Source organism: Starkeya sp. ORNL1, assembly GCF_012971745.1.
Classification (GTDB): Bacteria; Pseudomonadota; Alphaproteobacteria; order Rhizobiales; family Xanthobacteraceae; genus Ancylobacter.
Window position 1 is genome coordinate 5,513,772 of the sequence record NZ_CP048834.1, and the last position, 21,971, is coordinate 5,535,742.

18 protein-coding genes are annotated in these 21,971 nt (G+C 65.9%); 13 read left to right on the forward strand and 5 right to left on the reverse strand.

Annotated features, from left to right (window positions below; translation table 11 throughout):
• Positions 1 to 204 precede the first annotated feature (204 nt).
• The 8 genes from G3545_RS25950 (at position 205) to G3545_RS25985 (ending at position 8,759) form a co-directional block, all read left to right on the forward strand.
• Positions 205 to 2,064, forward strand: coding sequence for a M3 family oligoendopeptidase (locus tag G3545_RS25950; RefSeq protein WP_170017106.1), 1,860 nt, complete (start codon positions 205 to 207; stop codon positions 2,062 to 2,064).
• On the forward strand, positions 2,061 to 2,990 hold the full coding sequence (locus tag G3545_RS25955; protein WP_170017108.1) for a DUF3445 domain-containing protein: 930 nt from the start codon (positions 2,061 to 2,063) through the stop codon (positions 2,988 to 2,990). Before G3545_RS25950 ends, G3545_RS25955 begins: the two co-directional genes overlap by 4 nt.
• A gap of 55 nt (positions 2,991 to 3,045) precedes the next feature.
• On the forward strand, positions 3,046 to 4,407 hold the full coding sequence (locus G3545_RS25960; protein WP_170017110.1) for an AarF/ABC1/UbiB kinase family protein: 1,362 nt from the start codon (positions 3,046 to 3,048) through the stop codon (positions 4,405 to 4,407).
• An 81-nt stretch (positions 4,408 to 4,488) separates the two neighbouring features.
• Positions 4,489 to 4,782 (forward strand): aa3-type cytochrome c oxidase subunit IV, encoded by a 294-nt coding sequence (locus G3545_RS25965; RefSeq protein ID WP_170017112.1) that lies wholly within the window; start codon positions 4,489 to 4,491, stop codon positions 4,780 to 4,782.
• A gap of 8 nt (positions 4,783 to 4,790) precedes the next feature.
• Positions 4,791 to 5,954 carry a Re/Si-specific NAD(P)(+) transhydrogenase subunit alpha gene (locus G3545_RS25970; protein WP_170017114.1) on the forward strand — a complete coding sequence of 388 codons (1,164 nt, stop codon included), beginning with the start codon at positions 4,791 to 4,793 and terminating at the stop codon, positions 5,952 to 5,954.
• Between the two features lie 168 nt (positions 5,955 to 6,122).
• On the forward strand, positions 6,123 to 6,560 hold the full coding sequence (locus tag G3545_RS25975) for a proton-translocating transhydrogenase family protein (RefSeq protein ID WP_170017116.1): 438 nt from the start codon (positions 6,123 to 6,125) through the stop codon (positions 6,558 to 6,560).
• A gap of 13 nt (positions 6,561 to 6,573) precedes the next feature.
• Positions 6,574 to 7,971, forward strand: a complete 1,398-nt coding sequence (locus G3545_RS25980) for an NAD(P)(+) transhydrogenase (Re/Si-specific) subunit beta (protein ID WP_170017118.1) — start codon at positions 6,574 to 6,576, stop codon at positions 7,969 to 7,971.
• Positions 7,972 to 8,231: 260 nt separating this feature from the next.
• Positions 8,232 to 8,759, forward strand: a complete 528-nt coding sequence (locus G3545_RS25985) for a DUF892 family protein (protein ID WP_170017120.1) — start codon at positions 8,232 to 8,234, stop codon at positions 8,757 to 8,759.
• Between the two features lie 7 nt (positions 8,760 to 8,766).
• On the opposite strand, the gene G3545_RS25990 is transcribed toward G3545_RS25985, so the two are convergent.
• Positions 8,767 to 9,621, reverse strand: a complete 855-nt coding sequence (locus G3545_RS25990; RefSeq protein WP_170017122.1) for an NAD(P)H-binding protein — start codon at positions 9,619 to 9,621, stop codon at positions 8,767 to 8,769.
• A gap of 170 nt (positions 9,622 to 9,791) precedes the next feature.
• Between G3545_RS25990 and G3545_RS25995 the strand changes: the two genes are divergently transcribed.
• Positions 9,792 to 10,160: a helix-turn-helix domain-containing protein gene (locus G3545_RS25995; RefSeq protein WP_246702569.1), complete on the forward strand. Its 369-nt coding sequence runs from the start codon at positions 9,792 to 9,794 to the stop codon at positions 10,158 to 10,160.
• A 157-nt stretch (positions 10,161 to 10,317) separates the two neighbouring features.
• Here G3545_RS25995 and G3545_RS26000 read toward each other — a convergent pair whose 3' ends face one another.
• Positions 10,318 to 12,633, reverse strand: coding sequence for a Tex family protein (locus tag G3545_RS26000; RefSeq protein ID WP_170017124.1), 2,316 nt, complete (start codon positions 12,631 to 12,633; stop codon positions 10,318 to 10,320).
• A 214-nt stretch (positions 12,634 to 12,847) separates the two neighbouring features.
• Between G3545_RS26000 and G3545_RS26005 the strand changes: the two genes are divergently transcribed.
• The gene (locus tag G3545_RS26005) at positions 12,848 to 13,852 is read left to right on the forward strand and encodes a transporter substrate-binding domain-containing protein (RefSeq protein WP_348644603.1); all 1,005 of its coding nucleotides are present in this window, start codon (positions 12,848 to 12,850) and stop codon (positions 13,850 to 13,852) included.
• Positions 13,853 to 13,855: 3 nt separating this feature from the next.
• On the opposite strand, the gene selD is transcribed toward G3545_RS26005, so the two are convergent.
• The 3 genes from selD to G3545_RS26020 all read right to left on the reverse strand — a co-directional run bounded on the left by selD (position 13,856) and on the right by G3545_RS26020 (position 16,874).
• Positions 13,856 to 14,923 carry a selenide, water dikinase SelD gene (gene selD, locus G3545_RS26010; RefSeq protein WP_170017128.1) on the reverse strand — a complete coding sequence of 356 codons (1,068 nt, stop codon included), beginning with the start codon at positions 14,921 to 14,923 and terminating at the stop codon, positions 13,856 to 13,858.
• A 143-nt stretch (positions 14,924 to 15,066) separates the two neighbouring features.
• On the reverse strand, positions 15,067 to 16,209 hold the full coding sequence (locus G3545_RS26015; RefSeq protein WP_170017130.1) for a transglutaminase domain-containing protein: 1,143 nt from the start codon (positions 16,207 to 16,209) through the stop codon (positions 15,067 to 15,069).
• Positions 16,206 to 16,874, reverse strand: a complete 669-nt coding sequence (locus G3545_RS26020; protein ID WP_170017132.1) for a TlpA disulfide reductase family protein — start codon at positions 16,872 to 16,874, stop codon at positions 16,206 to 16,208. The genes G3545_RS26015 and G3545_RS26020 overlap by 4 nt, the downstream gene beginning before the upstream one ends.
• Positions 16,875 to 17,080: 206 nt before the next feature.
• Between G3545_RS26020 and fdnG the strand changes: the two genes are divergently transcribed.
• The 3 genes from fdnG to G3545_RS26035 are packed head-to-tail and all read left to right on the forward strand — an operon-like array spanning position 17,081 to position 21,844.
• Complete coding sequence (gene fdnG, locus G3545_RS26025; protein ID WP_170017134.1) at positions 17,081 to 20,170, forward strand: formate dehydrogenase-N subunit alpha; 3,090 nt, start codon at positions 17,081 to 17,083, stop codon at positions 20,168 to 20,170.
• Positions 20,171 to 20,186: 16 nt separating this feature from the next.
• Complete coding sequence (fdxH, locus tag G3545_RS26030) at positions 20,187 to 21,131, forward strand: formate dehydrogenase subunit beta (protein WP_170017136.1); 945 nt, start codon at positions 20,187 to 20,189, stop codon at positions 21,129 to 21,131.
• Positions 21,128 to 21,844 carry a formate dehydrogenase subunit gamma gene (locus tag G3545_RS26035; RefSeq protein ID WP_246702570.1) on the forward strand — a complete coding sequence of 239 codons (717 nt, stop codon included), beginning with the start codon at positions 21,128 to 21,130 and terminating at the stop codon, positions 21,842 to 21,844. Before fdxH ends, G3545_RS26035 begins: the two co-directional genes overlap by 4 nt.
• The last annotated feature ends 127 nt before the right edge of the window (positions 21,845 to 21,971 follow it).

Here is a 21,971-nt window from a genome sequence, read left to right on the forward strand (position 1 = left end):
CGTCTCCCCGAGATCAGGTTCCGGTCCTGTCCGGAACTGATGATGAGGTTAGGCCGTGCCGCCACCGGGTTCTGTGATGGCGGTCACATTCCGGACGTTCCCCGTTTCAGGCCGCCGGCCCGGCGAATTCGACAGGGGCAACGTTGATCCGTTGCGGCTTGGCACGATATCTGTTGGGTCCTGCCTGCCTTCCCCGGAGTTGTCATGTCCCGTTTGCCCGCCTCGCGCTCGCCGTTTCCCGCCGCCAACGCCGCTCCGGCGGAGGCTGCCGCGCTTCCCGGCCTCGGCCTGCTGCCGCAATGGGACCTCACCGATCTCTATGACGGCCTCGATGCCCCCGAACTGAAGGCGGACATGGAGCGCGCCGCCACCGAGTGCGCCGCGTTCGAGACCGATTACAAGGGCACGCTGGAGCGCCGCATCACCGGCGAGGGCGCTGGTCCGCAAATGGCGGCCGCGGTGTCGCGCTATGAGAAGATCGAGGATCTGCTCGGCCGCATCTATTCCTATGCCGGCCTGGTCTATGCCGGCGACACCACCGATCCGGTGCGGGCGAAATTCTACGGCGACGTGCAGGAGAAGCTGACCGACGCCTCGACCCACCTGCTGTTCTTCACGCTGGAGCTGAACCGGCTCGACGATGCCGCGATGGACGCGGCTCTTGAATTCCCGGGCTTCGGCAAGTACCGGCCCTGGATCGAGGATGTCCGCCGCGAGAAGCCCTACCAGCTGGAAGACCGCATCGAGCAGCTGTTCCACGAGAAGGGCGTCACCGGCCGCGGCGCGTGGAACCGGCTGTTCGACGAGACCATTGCCGGCCTGCGCTTCGAGGTCGGCGGCCAGTCGCTGCCGCTGGAGCAGACTCTGAACCTGCTGCAGGAGCCGGAAGAGGCCAAGCGCCGCGAGGCCGCCGAGGCGCTCGCCAAGGTGTTCGGCGAGAATCTGCGGCTGTTCACCCTCGTCACCAACACGCTCACCAAGGACAAGGAGATTTCCGACCGCTGGCGCGGCTTCGAGGACATCACGGATTCACGGCACCTCGCCAACCGGGTCGAGCGTGAGGTGGTCGATGCGATGGTCTCCGCCGTGAACGAGGCCCACCCGCGCCTTGCGCATCGCTACTACAAGCTGAAGGCCAAGTGGTTCGGCAAGGAGAAGCTGGAATATTGGGACCGCAATGCGCCGCTGCCCAAGGTCGACACCAGCCCGATTGCCTGGGACGAGGCGCGCGACACCGTGCTGGGCGCCTATTCCACCTTCTCGCCGCGCATGGCGGAGATTGCCCGCGACTTCTTCGACCGGCAATGGATCGACGCCGGGGTGCGGCCGGGCAAGGCGCCGGGTGCGTTCGCCCATCCGACCGTGCCGTCCGCGCACCCCTATGTGCTGCTCAATTACATGGGCAAGCCGCGGGACGTGATGACGCTCGCCCATGAACTCGGCCATGGCGTGCACCAGGTGCTGGCGGCGCCGAACGGCGCGCTGATGGCGCCGACGCCGCTGACGCTGGCCGAGACCGCCTCGGTGTTCGGCGAGATGCTGACCTTCCGCCGGCTGCTGGCGGCGGCGCCCGACAAGGCGGCGCGCAAGGCGATGCTGGCCTCGAAGGTCGAGGACATGATCAACACCGTGGTCCGGCAGATCGCCTTCTATACATTCGAGCGCCGCATCCACACCGAGCGCAAGCAGGGCGAACTGACCGCCGAGCGCATCTGCACGATCTGGAAGGAAGTGCAGGCCGAGAGCCTCGGCGAGGGCATCCACCTCGGCCCGGGTTATGAGAATTACTGGGTCTATATCGGCCACTTCATCCATTCGCCATTCTATGTCTACGCTTACGCCTTCGGTGACTGCCTGGTGAACTCGCTCTATGCGGTCTACGAGCAGTCGTCCGAGGGCTTCGCCGAGCGTTATTTCGCCATGCTCTCAGCCGGCGGCACCAAGCATCATTCCGAATTGCTGGCGCCGTTCGGCCTCGATGCCCGTGATCCGGCGTTCTGGCAGACCGGCCTGTCGCTGATCGAGCGCATGATCGTCGAGCTGGAGGCGATGGAAGCGGCATGAGCCTGACGGAAGGGTTTGCAGAGGATCCTGACGAAGATCTGCGCCACACGCCCTATGACGGATCGCGCAAGCCCTTCACCGTTGGGCTGGCGCCGCTCGACCTCGCCGACTGGATCGAGCCCGATCGTCGGCTCGTGGCGACGTTGCAGCAGAAGGACCAGCTGCTGGCATCGCACCGCGACGTCGTCATGCGCGAGGAGCCCGGTACAAGCGAGGCGCAGCGCGAAGCGCTGGCGCTGATCGCGGAGCATGTGGTGGCGCGCCAGCCGGACATCTACCGGCGCGACGGCAGCCGCATCGTCATCGCCCCAGCCGGGGCGGTGATCGATCTCGACGATCCCAGCGAGGCGCCACTCGTTACCGCGGCACGCCTCGTCTCGGACGACCTGTTGATGATGCGTGCCGGCGAGGGCGGCTACCGGCTGGTGGCGGGGGTGCTGTGCTTTCCCTCCGCCTGGTCGCTCACCGAGAAGTTCGGCCAGTCGCTCGATGCGCTGCACGCTGCGGTGCCCGGCTATCCGGACAAGCTTGCCCGGGTGATGAACCGCATCTTCGACAATCTGAAGGTCGAGCAGCCGGTGTGGCGGGTGAACTGGTCGATCTTTCCGGATGACGAACTGCACCATCCGGAATCCAAGGAACGCCCGCGCGACTGGTTCAATGAGGACGACCTTGCGCCCGAGGCCTTTGTCCGGGTCGAGCGGCAGACTTTGCGGCGCCTGCCGGCAAGCGGCGACATCCTGTTCACCGTGCGCATCCATGTCGATCCGTTCGACGCCTTCCGCCGCCACCCGGAAGGTGCGCGGCTGGCGGCGTCGCTGCGCGAACAGATCCTCGCGCTCGATCCGGAGCAACTGGCCTACAAGGGGCTCACCGAGCATCGCGACGCGGTGGCGGCCGCCCTGGCGCGGATCGCGGCTGACTGAAATGTCATGTACCGCCTGCTGTAGGCGGCGCAGCTTTCGTGCCTATATGGCGCCCATGTCGCCTCCCACTGACCGCGAAGCCAATCGTCTCACCGCCCGCGCCGCCCGCTATGCCCGCGTCGGCACCCAGGTCGGCGGCGTCGCCGCCCGTATCGCCGGCACAAGGCTGTTCGGTCTGGAGGGCCAGCGCGGCAGCAATGCCGCGGCGCTCGCCAGCGCGCTCGGCGGCCTGAAAGGCCCGATCATGAAGGTCGCCCAGCTGATGGCGACCATTCCCGAAGCGCTGCCGCCGGAATATGCCGTCGAGCTCGCCAAATTGCAGAGTGAGGCGCCGCCCATGGGATGGGCCTTCGTGAAGCGCCGCATGATGGCCGAGCTTGGCGCCGACTGGATGGGGCGCTTCGGCTCGTTCCAGCGCGAGCCGGCTGCCGCCGCCTCGCTGGGCCAGGTGCACCGCGCCACCTCGCTCGACGGCCGGCCGCTGGCGGCGAAGCTGCAGTATCCGGATATGCAGTCGGCGGTGGAGGCGGACCTCGGCCAGCTCGATTTCATCTTCGCGCTGCATCGGCGCATGGATCCGGCCATCGACACCCGCGAAATCGCCAAGGAAATCGGCGAACGGGTGCGCGAGGAACTGGATTATCGTCGCGAGGCCAAGCATGCCGCGCTCTATGCCCACATGCTGGCGGACGAGGCGGGCGTACGGGTGCCGCGGGTCTGGCCGGAGCTGTCCACCGGGCGGCTGCTGACGCTCGACTGGCTGGAAGGCCGGCGGCTGCTGGAATTCACCGGCGAGAGCCTCGAAGTGCGCAACCGCATCGCGCAGGCAATGTTCGCAGCGTGGTGGCTGCCCTTCAGCCGCTTCGGCACTATCCATGGCGACCCGCATCTCGGCAACTACACGGTGTTCGAGGATGATGGCGCGGCGGGCGGCATCAATCTGCTCGATTATGGCTGCATCCGCATCTTCCCGCCCTCCTTTGTCGGTGGCGTGGTCGATCTCTATGAGGGGTTGAAGCGCGGCGATGATGCCCGCGTCGTCCATGCCTATGAGACCTGGGGCTTCCAGGGCCTGAAGCGCGAGCTGATCGATGTGCTCAACATCTGGGCGCGCTTCATCTATGGCCCACTGCTCGACGACCGGGTGCGCACCATCGCCGACGGCGTGGCGCCGGGCGAATATGGCCGGCGCGAGGCGTTCCGGGTGCACAGGGCGCTGAAGGAGAAGGGGCCGGTGACGGTGCCGCGCGAATTCGTCTTCATGGACCGCGCCGCCATCGGGCTCGGCGGAGTGTTCCTGCACCTCAAGGCGGAATTGAACTTCCACCGCTTGTTCGAAGCGGCAATCGCCGATTTTTCGGTGCAGAAAGTCGCAGCGCGTCAAGGCGCCGCGCTGGCGAAGGCCGGACTCGCCTGACGGAGCGGCCGTTCGCCGTTGCCGGGCGCCATCTCTTCCGTTAAAGCGGTCTGCCACACTTATCCATAAGGAGGGGTCGTCATGGCCGATCACGGAGCGCCGGAATACGCCACGGCTGACGGCAACGACTATGCCGAACACGAAGGCACCTATGCCTTCTTCACCAAGCTGACCCTCGTCAGCACCCTCGCTCTGGTCAGCCTGATGGTGTCGCTCGCCATTGGCGGGGTGAACGGCCATTGGGGTCTGTTCACCATCGGCACGCTGGCGGTCCTGGTGACGACCTCCATTGGCCTCGCCTCGCAGACCGGCCGTCCGGGCCTCATGGGCGCCGTGCTGCTGGTCCTGCTGTTCCTTCTCATTGTCACTTCCTGAGCCCAGCCATGCGGATAGCGGTTGTCAAAGAGAGCTCTGATTTGGAGCCACGGGTAGCCTTGTCTTCGGACACGGCGAAGCGGTTTGCGGCCTTGGGGGCCGAGGTTGTGGTGGCGTCGGGGGCGGGGCTGCGGTCGGGGATCCTGGACGCGGACTATGCGGCGGTGGCGGCGACGATCGTGCCCTCCAATGCCGAGGCGATCAGTGGCTCGGACGTGATCCTGGCGGTGCGCCGGCCGGAGGCTGGGGAGCTTGCGGGCGTGAAGCCGGGGGCGCTGGTGATCGCGATCGCCGATCCCTACGGCCACGAGGCGGAACTCGGTGCGATCGCGGCGACCGGGGCCTCGCTGTTCGCGATGGAGCTGATGCCGCGCATCACCCGGGCGCAGGTGATGGACGTGCTGTCGAGCCAGGCCAACCTCGCCGGCTACCGCGCGGTGGTGGATGCGGCGGGCGAGTTCGGCCGGGCGTTCCCGATGATGATGACGGCGGCGGGCACGGTACCGGCGGCGCGGGTGTTCGTGATGGGCGCGGGCGTGGCGGGGCTGCAGGCGGTGGCCACCGCACGGCGGCTCGGCGCGGTGGTGTCGGCGACCGATGTGCGGCCGGCGGCCAAGGAGCAGGTGGAGAGCCTGGGCGGCAAGTTCATCGCGGTCGAGGACGAGGAGTTCAAGCAGGCGGAGACCGCGGGCGGCTACGCCAAGGCGATGTCGGCGGAGTACCAGGCCAAGCAGGCGGCGCTGGTGGCGAGCCACATCGCCAAGCAGGACATAGTCATTACCACGGCGCTGATCCCGGGCCGTCCGGCACCGAAGCTGGTCTCGGCGGCGATGGTGGCCTCGATGAAGCCGGGCTCGGTGCTGATCGACCTCGCGGTGGAGCGCGGCGGCAATGTCGAGGGTGCGGTCCCCGGCGAGGTGGTGACGACGGCCAATGGGGCGAAGATCGTCGGCTACCTCAACGTGCCGGGGCGACTGGCGGCGACCTCGTCGCAGCTCTACGCCAAGAACCTCTATGCCTTCGTCGAGACGCTGATCGACAAGACGTCGAAGAGCCTCGCCGTGAAGTGGGACGACGAGCTGGTGAAGGCGACGCTGCTGACCAAGGACGGCGCGGTGGTGCACCCGTCGTTCAAGCCTGCGGATGTCGCGGCGGACGCGCCGGCGTCGTAGGGGTCTTCCAACACCACCCTCATGCCCGGGCCTGATCCGGGCACCCAGGGCTTCGGAGCCGGGTTGATCCCCGGGTGAAGCCCGGGGACGGGATGAGGGCGAGCCAAGAACAGAGGGAAGCGGCGGGCGGCCCGAGGTGGCCGGCCCGGCAGGATCGGGGAGAGCAACATGGCCAATCCGGCAGCGATCGAGGCTGTGGAAGGGGCGAAGGCGGCGGCGGAAGTGGCGCGGCAGGCGGCGGAAGCCGCGGCGGCGTACGCCGATGCTGCTGCGGCGGCGGCAGGAGCGGCGGCGCACGGGCTGTCGGGCGGGGCGATCGACCCGTTCGTGTTCCGGCTGGCGATCTTCGTGCTGGCGGTGTTCGTCGGCTATTACGTGGTGTGGTCGGTGACGCCGGCGCTGCACACGCCGTTGATGAGCGTCACCAATGCCATCTCCTCGGTGATCGTGGTCGGGGCGCTGCTGGCGGTCGGGGTGGACCTGGCGGCGGAAGGCACCGGCTTTGCCCGCGGCGGCTTCATCGGGCTGATCCTGGCTAGCGTGAACATCTTCGGCGGCTTCCTGGTCACCAGCCGGATGCTCGCCATGTACCAGAAGAAGAAGTGAGGGGCGGGGAACAATGAACGCCAATCTGGTCGCTCTGCTGTATCTCGTCTCCGGGGTGCTGTTCATCCTGGCGCTGCGCGGGCTGTCGAGCCCGGTGACGTCGCGCCAGGGCAATCTGTTCGGCATGGTCGGCATGGGGATCGCCATCCTGACCACGCTGGGCGCGAGCCCGCCGCACGGGGCATGGGGCTGGGCGCTGGTGCTGGGCGGGCTCGCCATCGGCGGCGGCGCCGGTGCCATCATCGCCAAGCGCATCGCCATGACGCAGATGCCGCAGCTGGTGGCCGCGTTCCACTCGCTGGTGGGCCTCGCCGCGGTGATGGTGGCGGCCGCCGCGCTCTATGCGCCGGAAGCCTTCGGCATCGGCGCGGTCGGCGCCATCCATGGCCAGGCGCTGGTGGAGATGAGCCTCGGCGTCGCCATCGGCGCCATCACCTTCACCGGCTCGGTGATCGCGTTCGCCAAGCTGAACGGCAATATGAGCGGCAAGCCGATCATGCTGCCGGGCCGCCACGTCATCAATGCCAGCCTCGCCATTCTGCTGGTGGTGCTGGTCGTGGTGCTGGTGCTGACCGAGAGCCATCTGGTGTTCTGGCTGATCGTGCTGGTCAGCCTGGTGCTGGGCGGTCTGATCATCGTGCCGATCGGGGGCGCCGACATGCCGGTGGTGGTGTCGATGCTGAACTCGTACTCCGGCTGGGCGGCGGCGGGCATCGGCTTCACGCTGGGCAACACCGCGCTGATCATCACCGGTGCGCTGGTCGGCTCCTCCGGCGCGATCCTGTCCTACATCATGTGCAAGGGGATGAACCGTTCCTTCATCTCGGTGATCCTCGGCGGCTTCGGCGGCGAGACCTCGGGGGGACCTGCCGGCGTGGTGGAGACCCGTCCGGTGAAGCAGGGCTCGGCGGAGGACGCGGCGTTCATCATGAAGAACGCGGCCAAGGTGATCATCGTGCCGGGCTACGGCATGGCGGTGGCGCAGGCGCAGCACGCGCTCAGGGAAATGGCGGACAAGCTGAAGGAGGAGGGCGTCGAGGTCTCCTACGCCATCCATCCGGTGGCCGGGCGCATGCCCGGGCACATGAACGTGCTGCTGGCGGAAGCGAACGTGCCGTATGACGAGGTGTTCGAGCTCGAGGACATCAACTCGGAGTTCGCGCAGGCCGACGTGGCGTTCGTGATCGGCGCCAACGACGTGACCAACCCGGCGGCGAAGACCGACCCGCAGTCGCCGATCTTCGGCATGCCGATCCTCGACGTGGAGCGGGCCAAGACGGTGCTGTTCATCAAGCGCGGCATGGGCTCGGGCTATGCCGGTGTGGAGAACGAGCTGTTCTTCAAGGACAACACCATGATGCTGTTCGCCGACGCCAAGAAGATGGTCGAAGAGATCGTCAAAAACCTCTGACCACACACACCTTCACCAACACCAAAGGCCGGGAGAAATCCCGGCCTTTTTTGCTGTTCGGAGCTTCGTGGTCCGGTCGCTCCGGGGTGGTCGCAACAAGCACATCTCAAGGCGGATGGCCGGTATTGCGATAGCATGCTTGACGCCGCGAGCTGCGGCATGACAGCCGAATCATTCTTCGGAACCATCCTTCGCGACGGGCGTTGGGCATCCGCGCAGGGGTGCGTGTCGACGCCCGAGCCGCAAGCGAGGACAACGCCATGGGGTTCTTTTCAAAGGATATCAAAACGCTCGATGATCTCTGCCGACATGTGCTTGGTGAGCTTTATTATGCCGAAAAGCGCATGACGAAGGTGCTGCCGGACATGATCGCCAAGGCCGGCGATCCGCTGCTGAAGCGCGCCCTCGACGCGCAACTGGCCGCCGGCCAGCAACAGATGCTGAAGATCGAGGAGATCTTCCGGCTGGATGGCGGGTCGGCCTGCGCCGTCGAGTGCCCGGCGATCGATGGCATATTGATCGAGGCCGAGGAGCTTCACGGTGAGATCGCCGACTCCCGGGTCCTCGACACCGCGCTCGCCGCAGCGGCGCAGACCGCGCTCGGCTTCACCGCCGGCCGCTACGCCACGGTGGCATCGTGGCTGTTCGAGACCACGCGCACCGACTGCGCCCGCAAGCTGCAGCGCTGCGCCGATGAGCAAAGGCGCACCGGGGCCGAACTCGCCCGGCTGGAGGCGCACCTGAACGCCCGCGCGGGCGGGCGGACAACGATGGATCTCGCGAGCTGACGACGCTTCATTCCAGCGTCTTCAAATACTCCCGTGCCGTCGTCGAGGGATGGCCTGACAGGCGCTCGACATCGGTCGAGGTCGCCGCAAATTCACCTGCACCCATCGCGGCGAAGAAGCCGCCGACGCCTTCGACGACGAATTCCGGCCAGCCCATGGCGCGGAAATTCTCCTTGAATGCGGAAAGCGGTGCTTCCACCGCCGTCACCTCGCGCCCCGCCACCTCGCTGAGCAGCGCGGCGAGATCGGTGACGGAGTAGGCATCGGCGCCGGAAATCTCATAGATCCTGTTGGCGTGGCCCTCACCGAGCAGCGCGCCTGCCAGAGCGCCGGCGACGTCCTTATGGTCGACATAGGCGACCTTCGCCGTGATGCCGGGGAAGGGCAGGGTGCCGCTTTCCTTCGCCTGCGTCAGCAACGCGGCAATGTTCGAATAATAGGAATTGTCGCGAAGGATGGTGTAGGCCACGCCCGCCGTCTTCAGCCACGCTTCGCTCGCTTCGTGCGCCTTGGCCCAGTCGAAGCGGCTCGCCGATGTCGGATTGACGGTGCTGGTATAGACGATGCGGCGGGCACCGGAGGCCTTCGCTGCCTCGAAGGCGTTGCGGTGCTGGACGATGCGTGCCTCGTTGGGACCTTCGCCGGAGATCACCAGCACGATGTCCGCGCCCGCATAGGCGGCCTTGAGGCTGGCTGGATCCTCATAATCGGCGCGCACCACCTCGAAGCCCTGCGCGATGCGGTGGCCGCGCTTCTCGGGCGCGCGGGTGGCGAGGCGAACGCCGGTCGCCTTGCCGCGTTGCACCAACTCGTCGGCGAGCGCGGTGCCGAGTTTGCCGCCGGCAGCAGAGATGACAATCATCCTGGAACTCCTTCGATCGGCCGTCCCGCTCTCGGGACGACACCTTGGTTACTTATCGAGAGCAGGTTGCAATCTGAGAGTTTTTGCACAAGAAGGGTTTTTGAAGTGCGTGGGTGACTGCCAAGTAACCGTCTGACTTAACCGTCTGACTTGACGTCGGGAGAAAGCTGGTGCGGGTGACGAAATCGGAGTTCCAATGCTGCCCGGTGCGCGACGTGCTCGACCGCATCGGCGACCGCTGGACCGTGCTGGTGCTGAGCGAACTCGCCAATGGCACGCGGCGCTTCAGCGAGTTGCGCCGCGCCGTCCCCGACATCTCGCAGCGCATGCTGTCGCAGACGGTGCGGCACCTGGAGGCGGACGGCCTGATCTCGCGACGGGTGTTTCCGACCGTGCCGCCGCGGGTCGAGTATACGCTGACCGATCTCGGCCGCTCGCTGATGGTGCCGCTCAGTGCGCTGGTGGCCTGGGCTGGCGAGTACCATCCGCGCATCAAAGAGGCCCGCGAGGCGATGGCAGCGCGGGCAGAGGCGGCGTGAGGAGCTTCGACTAACCTCTCCCCGGCGGGGAGAGGTCGCCGCGTAGCGGCGGGTGAGGGGCCTGAACGCTCAGGATCGCGTAGCGCATTCCCCCTAACCCCTCCCCCTCTCCCGATGGGGAGAGGGGGAGGGCGTGCACGCCGTGACTATTGGGGAACTATTTCCGCTTCATCGCTTCCGCCAGCGCTGCGCCGAATGCGCCTTGCGGTGCCGGCTCAGGCTTGCGCGGCGGCATCGGGCCGGAGCGGCGCTCGCCCTTGGCTTCCGGCGCAGGGCGGCTTGCGGCGGCGGCGCCATCCTTGCGCATGGTGAGCGAGATGCGCTTGCGCGGCACATCGACCTCCAGCACCCGCACCTTCACCACGTCGCCGGCTTTGACCACCTCATGGGCGTCCTTGATGAAGCGGTCGGCGAGCTGGGAGACATGCACCAGCCCGTCCTGGTGCACGCCGATATCGACGAAGGCGCCGAACGCCGCGACATTGGTGACGGTGCCTTCCAGCAGCATGCCCGGGCGCAACTGCTTGATATCGTCGACGCCGTCGGCGAAGGAGGCGGTCTTGAACTCCGGGCGCGGGTCGCGGCCGGGCTTTTCCAGCTCGGCGATGATGTCGCGCACCGTGGGCAGGCCGAAGCGCTCGTCGACGAAGGTACGCGGATCGAGCGCGCGCAGCTTGGCGCTGTCGCCCATCAATGTGCGCACATCGCGCCCGCAGGCGGCGACGATCTTGGCCGCCACGCCATAGGCTTCCGGATGCACGGACGAGGCGTCGAGCGGTTCCTTGCCGTCGGCAATACGCAGGAAGCCGGCACATTGCTCGAAGGTGCGCGGCCCGAGGCGGGCGACCTTCAATAGCTCGCGCCGCGCCGCGAACGGGCCGTTGGCGTCGCGATGGGCGACGATCGCCTCCGCCAGAGAGGCGCCGAGGCCGGAGACGCGAGCCAGCAGCGAAGCCGAGGCGGTGTTGAGATCGACGCCGACCGCGTTCACCGCATCCTCCACCACCGCGTCGAGCGCGCGGGCGAGGCGGGACTGGTCGACATCGTGCTGATACTGGCCGACGCCGATGGATTTCGGCTCGATCTTCACTAGCTCCGCCAGCGGATCCTGTAGGCGGCGGGCAATGGAGACGGCACCGCGCAGCGAGACGTCGAGGTCCGGGAATTCGGCGGCAGCGGCGGCGGAGGCGGAATAGACTGAGGCGCCGGCCTCGCTCACCACCACCTTGATCGGTCGCCGGTCGGTCGGAAGCTGGGCGATGAGGTCGGCGGTGAGCTTGTCGGTCTCGCGGCTCGCCGTGCCGTTGCCTATGGCGACCAGTTCGACCTTGTGCCTGGCGATCAGCACCGCAAGTGCTGCTTGCGCGCCTTGCACATCATTGCGCGGCTGGAATGGATAGACTGTCGCGGTGTCGAGCAGCTTGCCGGTTTGGTCGATGACGGCGACCTTGACGCCGGTGCGGATACCGGGATCGAGCCCCATGGTGGCGCGCGAGCCGGCGGGAGCGGCCAGCAGCAGGTCCTTGAGGTTGCGGGCGAATACGCGGATGGCCTCTTCCTCGGCGCGCTCGCGCAGTTCGGTCATCAGGTCGACCGAGAGGTTGAGCGAGAGCCGCACCCGCCACGCCCAGCGCCCCACCTCCATCAGCCAAGTATTGCCAGGCGCGCCGTCGGCGGCGACGTTCAGCACTGTGGCGATGATCCGCTCCACCGGCTTCATCGGCGCGGCGTCGTCGGCATCGACCTCGAGGTCGACGGTGAGGATGTCCTCATTGCGGCCACGCAGCATAGCGAGCGCACGATGGCTCGGCGCGGTCGACCAGCGCTCGGAATGGTCGAAATAGTCCGAGAACTTGGCGCCCGCTTCCTGCTTGCCGTCCACCACGCGGGCACGGAGCATGGCGCGCTCCTTCATGTGGGTGCGCAGCCGGCCGAGCAGGTCGGCATTCTCGGCAAGGCCTTCGACCACGATGTCGCGGGCGCCTTCCAGCGCCGCCTTGGTATCCGGCACCTGGTCGGTGAGGTAGGTGGCCGCGAGTTCGGCCGGCACCTTGCGGCGGTCCCCGAGGATCGCCTCGGCCAGCGGGGCGAGGCCGCGCTCGCGGGCGATCTCGGCGCGGGTGCGGCGCTTCGGCTTGAAGGGCAGGTAGATGTCCTCAAGCTCGGCCTTGGTGACGACCGCGGCGATCTTTGCCTCCAGCTCCGGGGTCAGCTTCTCCTGGCTGCGGATCGATTCCAGCACCGCGGCGCGGCGCGCCTCCAGCTCGCGCAAATAGGAGAGCCGCTCCTCCAGCGTGCGCAACTGGGTGTCGTCCAGCCCGCCAGTCGCCTCCTTGCGGTAGCGCGCCACGAAGGGAACGGTGGCGCCCTCATCGAGCAAGGCGACGGCGGCGGACACCTGGTCCGGGCGGGCGGCGATCTCGCTGGCAATGATGCGGGCAATGGAGGCGGCGGTGCGGGCGTCGGCGGCCATTCGGATCTCGTGAATCGTAGCGGGGCGCGGAGACTAGGCGCCCGCGCTCCGGCTGCCAACTTTGCCCTGTGGAGCGGGCGATGGCAGGATGCGGCCGTCCCGGAATTGAGCCGGCGGCGTGAAGGCTGCGTGGTCGTCTATGCGTCTGGTTTTTCTGCTGCTTTTAAACCTCTTCGCCAGTGTCGCAGCAGTGCGCGCTCAGGAGCCGGCGCCCGTGTCCGGTCGGCAGCTCGTCATCGGCACCAAGGAGGCGGCTCCGTTTGCGATGAAGGCGGCGGATGGCAGCTGGTCGGGCATCAGCATCGATTTGTGGAAGCGCATCGCCGAGCAATTGAAGCTCGATTACCGGCTGGTGGAAGAGCCCACCGTGCAGGCGCTGATCGACGGCACCGGCGCCGGCAAATACGACGCCTCGGTGGCGGCGCTGACCATTACCGGGCCACGGGCGCGCCTCCTCGACTTCAGCCAGCCTTTCTATGTCACCGGGCTTGGTATCGCAGTGCCGTCGACCTCGCCTTCATTCTGGACATCGATCATCAACACGCTGGCCTCGTTCGGCTTCCTGCAGGCGGTCGGCGCACTGCTGGGGCTGACGCTGCTGGTCGGCGTGCTGATCTGGCTGTTCGAGCGCCGGCACAATGAGGATTTCAGCGGGCCGGCGGCCAAGGGCATCGGCACCAGCATCTGGTGGTCGACCGAAGCGATGACGCAGGCCAGCACCGGGTACATCGCTCCGAAGACGCTGCCGGGGCGGGCGCTGGCAGTGTTGTGGATGGTGGTGTCGATCATTGCGCTGGCGGTGTTCACCGCGGGCGTCACTTCGGCGCTGACCACGCGCCAGCTCCAGGGGCTGGTGAACAATGCGAGCGATCTCGGCAAGGTACGCGTCGGCGCGGTCCAGGGCTCGGCGACCATCGATTATCTGGTCGGCCAGCGCATTCGCTACCACAGCTTTGCCAGCCCGCAGGATGGGCTGAAGGCAATGGCCGACAAGCGCATCGACGCCTTCGTCTATGACAAGCCGCTGCTCGCCTGGATCGTGCTGCAGAATTTCTCTTCGTCGGCGGAGATGCTGGAGGTGGTGTTCGATCCGCAGAATTATGGCATCGCGCTGCCGCTCGGCAGCCCGCTACGCCGCGAACTCGACATTGCGCTGCTCGAAATCATCCGCTCCGACTGGTGGAAGCAGACGCTGTTCCGCTATCTCGGCGAGAAATGAAGCTCAGCCGTTGCCGATGATGATTCCCGCCTTGCCTTCAATGGCCCGGCCGATGATCACCGCGTTCGGATAGCCGGCCGTTTTGATTTCCACGAGGATGCGCTCTGCCGCTTCCGGTGCGCAGGCCACCAGCAGGCCGCCGGAGGTCTGCGGGTCGGTGAGCAAATGGCGGCGCCAGTCCGGGAAGCCGTCCGGCAAGGTGACCTCCTCGCCATAGCTCGCCCAGTTACGGTGCGAGGCGCCGGTGACAAAGCCCTGCTGCGACAGCTCGGCGGCCTCTTTGAGGAAAGGCAGGCGGCTGGCATCGATTTCCAAAGTGAGCCCGGCGCCGCGCGCGACCTCCAGCCCGTGGCCGAGGATGCCGAAGCCGGTGACGTCGGTGACGGCGTGCACTGCCGGATCCTTGCCGAGCTGGGTGCCGACCTTGTTCAATAGCGTCATGGAACCGACCATTTCGGCATAGGCGGGGGCAGAGAGCGCCTCCTTCTTGAAGGCGGCGGAATAGATGCCGACGCCGAGCGCCTTGGTCAGGATCAGCGCGTCGCCGGGGCGGGCCTCGGAGTTGCGGCGGATGTCGGCCTTCTTCACTGTCCCCATCACCGCGAGGCCATAGACCGGCTCCGGGCAATCGATGGAATGACCGCCGGCGATCGGGATGCCGGCCTCGGCGGCGATGCTGGCGCCGCCCTTCAGTATCTCGCGCACCATCTCGGTGGAGATCTTGCCGAGCGGCATGCCGAGGATCGCCAGTGCCATCACCGGCCGGCCACCCATGGCATAGACGTCGGAAATGGCGTTGGTGGCGGCGATACGGCCGAACTCGAACGGGTCGTCGACCATCGGCATGAAGAAGTCGGTGGTGGCGATCAGGCAGTTCTCGCCGTCGAGATCCCACACCGCGGCGTCGTCGCCGGTCTCTGTGCCAACCAGAAGCTGGGCGAACGGGCCGGCGGCCGGCTGCTCGGACAGGAGTTCGCGCAGCACCGAGGGCGCCAGCTTGCACCCGCACCCGCCGCCATGGGCGAGGGAGGTCAGGCGGAACGGGGCGGCTTCGTTCGGTTTGTCGAGCATGGTGGGTCCTTCCGTTCGGTACCCGGATTCAAAGTCGTCATGGCCGGGCTTGTCCCGGCCAGCTCGATCCCCGATGCGCCGTCAGTAACCGAGATCCCCGGCACAAGGCCGGGGATGACGTTGCTCTACGGGCGCACGAGCACCTACGCCGTCACTTCGGACGACTTGATCGTATATTTGAACGCGTCCGGGTCGAGGCAATCCAGCCGCGCTCCGGCGACTTCCGCCTGCGGGTACATCAGGAAGCCAAGCTTCGGGCCGTTCGAGCCGGGCAGGGCGATGTCATGGCCGTCATTATAAGCGAGCCAATTGCCCTCCCAGGCGCCGAACAGCGCCTTGCGGGCGGCGACCACCTTGGCGTCGTCGATGGCGAGCTTGCCCGGCGGCTCCTCCAGCACGACCTTGCGCACATCCGCCGGATCGGTGGCGACCCAGCCGAAGCCTTCCAGATAGACTTCGGAGCGGCAATGCTGCGCCTTGCTGACGACTTCCGTATTGGCCCCTAGGCTCTTGTAGCCGAACTTCGAGGGCGCGACGCGCAGGCCATAGATGTCGCGCGCCGGAATGCCTTGCGCGCGGACGAGGCCGACGAACAGCGCATTGAGGTCGGCGCACTTGCCGCCGAGATTGCCACTCTGCAGCAGCGAGGCGACATCGCCGACGCCGCAGCCGCGGGTGGCGGCGTTGCGATAGGTGTTGTCGACCACCCATTCATAGATGGCGCGCACCTTCTCCACTTCGCCGGTCTTGCCGGCGACGATCTTGTCGGAAGTCGCCTTCACGATGCCGTCGGTCGGGATCAGGTCGGTGGCAGCAGTAAAGCGCGTGCGGTCCGCGGCGCTCAGTGGGGCGGCGGTGCCGGGCCTGGTGAGGTCCGTCGCGCGGTCACGGGTCGCGAACTTCGAAGTGATGGCGGCGGTCGGCGCCGCCTCTCCGTCCTTCCAGGTGAGGTGCAGCAATTGCGCGCCATAATGCGGGTCCGTCACCAGTTCCGCCGTCACGGCGTTGGTAGTCCAGGTGCTGCCGGCGGGCTTGAACCACTCGTCCGCCTTGAAGGCGGGCACCGGCATCCAGGCCTGCACCGGGCCGGATTTGCCCTCAGGCGCCTTCACATCCAGCGTCGTCACCACGGCGAAATTGCGCCAGGCGCCGGGCTTGGGATCGAACACCACCGGGGCGGCGGCCGTGGCCGGCGTTGCCGCCGCCTGGGCGTAGGCGAATTCGGGAAGCGCGAGCGCGGCACCGAGGGCGGCGCCGGCTTTCAGGACATCGCGACGCGTGGTCATTGGCTTTCTCCCGAGGGTTGTTCCTTGAGCGTGGGAAGTGGTTCGGTGCCGGGCGCCTCGCCAGCGACGAGGTGCTCGATAATGCGGATGGCGGCAGGGTCGTCCCAGTCGACCGGAATAGTGGCGCTCAGCCGGATCGGCAGGCCGGCGTTCGTGCCATCGATCAGGAAGCTGGTGGGAAAGGCATTCACCGCCCAGCGCTTCATGGTGGCGCGATCCTCGTCGAGCAGGATCGGGAAGCTCACCTTCTGCTTGTCGAAGAAGCGGCGCACCCGCACCTCCGGCTCGCCGACATCGACGGCGAGGATGGCGAGGCGATCCTTCATGCGGACGGAGAGCCGGTCGAGCGCGGCCATTTCGTCGCGGCACGGCTCGCACCATGTCGCGAAGAAGTGAATCAGAATCAGGCGTCCACGCACGGATTCGAGGCTGCGAGACATGCCGTCGAGCGCGGAGAGGGTGAGTTCGGGAGCTGGACGCGCGGACTCGGCGCTCCACGCATCGGTGGCGGGAGCCAGCATGATAAGCACCGCAGCGAGGATGGAACCCGCGGCGCCGTTGCGGAATTTTCGTTCGGAGCCCCGCCACGCGGGAGCCGAAGGAAGCTGCACCGGGTAATTTTGTAATGGTCCGATGGGGTTAGTCAATCGGGCCGTATTACCCAAGGGTAGTCCTCGCCGACCTTCGCGCGGCACGAGGGCATGTGTGTGCGGCGCAGCAAACGAAGCATTTGTAAAGTCAACGGAATTTGTCTTTCTCATACCTTCGTTTGTTTGACATTGGAGCAGCTAAAAAATAGCTTCCTCCCATCGGTCCCCCGTGCGGGGCAGTTCTCGACCACGCGTCGTCGGCGGTATTGGGAGGAACTGGAATGAATATGGAGCTCTCGCGGCGCGCGTTTCTGCGCACAGCGGGTGCGGGTCTTGCGGGTACTTCGCTCGGAGCCATGGGCTTCGATGCGGTCGAGGCGGCGCAAATCGCGCACGTAAAACCCTTCCGGCTCGCCAATACGACAGAGACACGCAACACCTGCACCTATTGCTCGGTGGCCTGCGGCATCATCCTGTTTTCGAAGGGCGACCTTCGGAAGGGTGAGAAGGCCGACATCACCCATATCGAGGGTGACAGCGACCATCCGACGAATCGTGGCACGCTATGCCCAAAGGGCGCGGCGCTGCTCGACATCGTCAAGTCGAAGTCCCGCCTGACCCAGCCGATGGTGCGCAAACCCGGATCCGACAAGTTCGAGCCGATCGCCTGGAGCGAGGCGCTCGACAAGATCGCGCGCGCCATGAAGGACGATCGCGACGCCAATTTCATCGCGACCAACAAGGACGGCCTGACGGTGAACCGATGGACCACCACCGGCTTCCTCGCCGCCTCCGCCACGACGAACGAGACCGCGTGGTGCACCTACAAGGTGGTGCGCTCCGCCGGCATGCTGGTGTTCGACAACCAAGCGCGTGTCTGACACGGCCCTACGGTGTCCAGTTTGGGCCCAACATTCGGCCGTGGCGCAATGACCAATTCGTGGACCGATATTCGGAACACGGATCTCGTCATCATCATGGGTGGTAACGCCGCCGAGGCGCACCCTTGCGGATTCAAGTGGGTCACGGAGGCGAAAGCCAATCGTGGCGCCAAACTCATCGTCGTCGATCCGCGCTTCACGCGCTCCGCGGCGGTGTCCGACTATTACGCGCCGATCCGGCAGGGCACCGATATCGCCTTCCTGCTCGGCGTCATCAATTACTGCATCCAGAACAACAAGATCCAATGGGACTATGTGAAGGCGTTCACCAACGCCTCCTACATCGTCAAGGACGGCTTCGCCTATAAGGATGGCCTGTTCACCGGCTATGACGAGACCAAGCGCGACTATGACAAGTCGACCTGGGACTATGTCATCGGCGCGGACGGCTTCGCGCAGGTCGACGACACGCTGCAGAATCCGCGCTGCGTGTGGAACCTGTTGAAAGAGCATGTCTCGGTTTACACGCCCGAGATGGTCTCGCGCATCACCGGCACGCCCAAGGACAAGTTCCTGAAGGTGTGCGAGATGATCGGCGAGTGCTCGACGCCGACCAAGACCATGACCTCCATGTATGCGCTTGGCTGGACCCAGCATTCCAAGGGTTCGCAGAACATCCGCACCATGGCGATGCTGCAGCTCCTGCTCGGCAATATCGGCGTGCGCGGCGGCGGCATGAATGCCTTGCGCGGCCACTCCAACATCCAGGGGCTGACCGACGTCGGGCTGATGTCGAACATGATCCCCGGCTATCTCAATCTCCCGACGGAGAAGGAGAAGGACCTCACCACCTATATGTCGACGCGGGCCTTCAAGCCGCTGCGGCCGAACCAGATGAGCTACTGGCAGAACTACCGGAAGTTCTTCGTCAGCTTCCAGAAGTCCATGTGGGGCCCGGTGGCGACGGTGGAGAACGACTGGGCCTATGCCTATCTGCCCAAGCTCGACGTGCCTGCCTACGACATCCTGCGCGCCTTCGAGCTGATGAAGAACGGCAAGATGAACGTGTATTTCTGCCAGGGCTTCAATCCCTTGCAGGCCTTCCCTAACAAGGGGAAGCTCGCCGAGGCGCTCGCCAAGCTGAAGCTGCTGGTCGTCATGGACCCGCTGCAGACCGAGACCGCGCGCTTCTGGGAGAATCACGGCGTCTACAATCAGGTTGATACGGCCAAGATCCAGACCGAGGTGATCCAGCTGCCCTCCACCTGCTTCGCGGAGGATGAGGGCTCGCTGGTAAATTCCGGCCGCTGGCTGCAATGGCACTGGCCCGGCGGCACGCCTCCGGGCGACGCCAAGAGCGACGTCTGGATCATGTCGCAGATCTATAAGCGCCTGAAGGCCCTGTACCAGAAGGAGGGCGGGCCGTTCCCGGACCCGATCCTCAACCTCACCTGGAACTACAAGGACCCGGACGAGCCGACGCCGGCCGAGCTCTCGAAGGAGATGAACGGCTCGGCTCTCGTCGACGTGGCCGATCCGAACGATCCGACCAAGAAGCTGCTCGAAGCGGGCAAGCAACTTGCCGGCTTCGGCGCCTATCGCGACGACGGCACCACCTCCGGCGCGTGCTGGATCTATTCCGGCTCCTTCACCGAAGCCGGCAACATGATGGCGCGCCGCGACAATTCCGACCCGGACAATACCGGCGCCTATTCGAAATGGGCGTTCTCCTGGCCGGCCAACCGACGCATCCTCTACAACCGCGCGTCCTGCGACATCAACGGCAAGCCGTGGGATCCCTCACGCAAGCTGATCGAGTGGGACGGCTCCAAGTGGAGCGGCTACGACGTGCCGGACATCGCGCCGACCGCCAAGCCGCAGGATGTCGGGCCGTTCATCATGAACGCGGAAGGGGTCTCGCGGCTGTTTGCGCGCGGCCTGATGCGGGAGGGACCGTTCCCGGCGCATTACGAGCCGTTCGAATCGCCGGTGGTGAACCTGATCTCGCCCAAGGTGCAGTCGAATCCTGCCGCTCGCGTGTTCAAGGACGACCTGCCGACCTTCGCTCCAGTGGCCTCGCCGGAATTCCCCTATGCCGCGACCTCCTATCGTCTCACCGAGCATTTCCACTACTGGACCAAGAACAATCATGTGAACTCGGTCCTGCAGCCGGAATTCTTCGTCGAGATCTCGGAGGAACTGGCCAAGGAGAAGGGCATCACCGGCGGCGGCTGGGTCCGTGTCTGGTCGAAGCGCGGCTCGGTGTTCGCGAAAGCCGTGGTGACGAAGCGCATCCGCCCGCTGATCTGCGACGGCAAGCCCGTCCATATCGTCGGCATCCCGATCCATTGGGGCTTCGTCGGCGCCGCACGCAAGGGCTTCGGGGCGAACGTGCTCACGCCCTATGTCGGCGACGCCAATATCGAGACGCCGGAGTTCAAGGCGTTCTGCGTGAATATCGAAGCGTCCACTGGTCCGGCAACGGCTTGAGGGGAGGAGGATAGAGATGTTCCCGCCTATTCCAAATCCCTCCGTCGCCCCGTCCCAGCCGCCGAAATTCGGCGAGCAGGACCTGATTCGGCGGTCGGCGTCCGATGTGACGCCGCCGGCCACGCGCCTCACCGAGGTGGCGAAGCTGATCGACGTGTCGAAGTGCATTGGTTGCAAGGCGTGCCAGGCGGCCTGCCTCGAATGGAACCAGCTCCATGAGGAGATCGGGTTCAATACGGGCAGCTACACCAACCCGCACGACCTGACCGAGAACACCTTCACGCTGATGCGCTTCACCGAGTGGGTGAATCCCGAGACCGACAATCTCGAATGGCTCATCCGCAAGGACGGCTGCATGCATTGCGAGGACCCGGGCTGCCTGAAGGCATGCCCGTCGCCCGGCGCCATCGTGCAGTATTCCAACGGAATCGTGGACTTCATCCACGAGAACTGCATCGGCTGCGGCTACTGCATCAAGGGCTGCCCGTTCAACATCCCGCGCATCTCCAAGGTCGACCACACCGCCTACAAGTGCACGCTCTGCTCGGACCGGGTGGCCGTCGGTCAGGGCCCCGCCTGCCAGAAGGCGTGCCCGACGCAGGCCATCGTGTTCGGCACCAAGGAGGAGATGAAGGGCTGGGCCGATGGGCGCATCAAGGACCTGAAGTCGCGTGGCTATGCCAATGCCGGCCTCTATGATCCGCAAGGCGTCGGCGGCACCCATGTGATGTATGTGCTGCAGCATGCCGACCAGCCTTCGCTCTATGCCGGCCTGCCGGACAATCCGCGCATATCGCCGATCGTCGAGACCTGGAAGGGCATGACCAAATATGTCGGCCTTGCCGCCATGGGCTTCGCGGTGGCGGCCGGCTTCTTCCATCACCTCATCGCCGGGCCCAACAAGGTCTCGGAACAGGATGAGGAGAATGCGGAGAAGCTCACCGAAGGAGGGCGGACATGACCGACCTCGATCCCAAAGCCAATGCGCCGGACGATGTCGAGCCCGGCGACAGCGTGCATCCCGGTCCTCCGATGACAGTGGACCGCTACTCGGCCGGCGCTCGCGTCAATCACTGGATCACCGCGATCAGCTTGGTGCTGCTCGCCTTGTCGGGAATGGCGCTGTTCACGCCGAAGCTGTTCTTCCTCACCGGCCTGTTCGGCGGTGGGCAGACCACCCGCATCATCCATCCCTGGATCGGCGTGGTGCTGTTCTTCTCCTTCTCCGGCCTGTTCTTCCGCTTCTGGCGGGCGAACCTGCCGAAGCGCGAGGACGGCACCTGGCTCGCCCGCATCTCCGATGTGCTTTCCGGCCACGAGGAGCGGTTGCCTGAGGTCGGCAAGTACAATGCCGGCCAGAAATTCGTGTTCTGGTCGATGTCGGCCCTGATCATCGTGCTGATCACCAGCGGCATCGTGATCTGGGACCAGTACTTTTTCCAGTTCACCACCATCGAGCAGAAGCGTATCGCCATCCTGATACATGCGGCGACGGCGGTGTTCGCGATCTGCGTCTGGATCATCCATGTCTATGCGGCGATCTGGGTGCGCGGCACCTTCAGCGCCATGACCCGCGGCCATGTGAGCGGCGGCTGGGCGTGGCGGCATCACCGCAAATGGCTGCGCGAACTGGTCCGCAAGCCGGGCGGTTCCTCGGGAACGCCGGCGGAATAAAGTCGTTTCTACAGCGTCATCCAGAACGCTGCGACGATCCAGGATTGGCAGCCGACACCGGCACATACGCGTGCCGGCCGGAATAGCGCCTTAAGGTTGTGTATTCGTACACGTGGCCCGTGCGGTT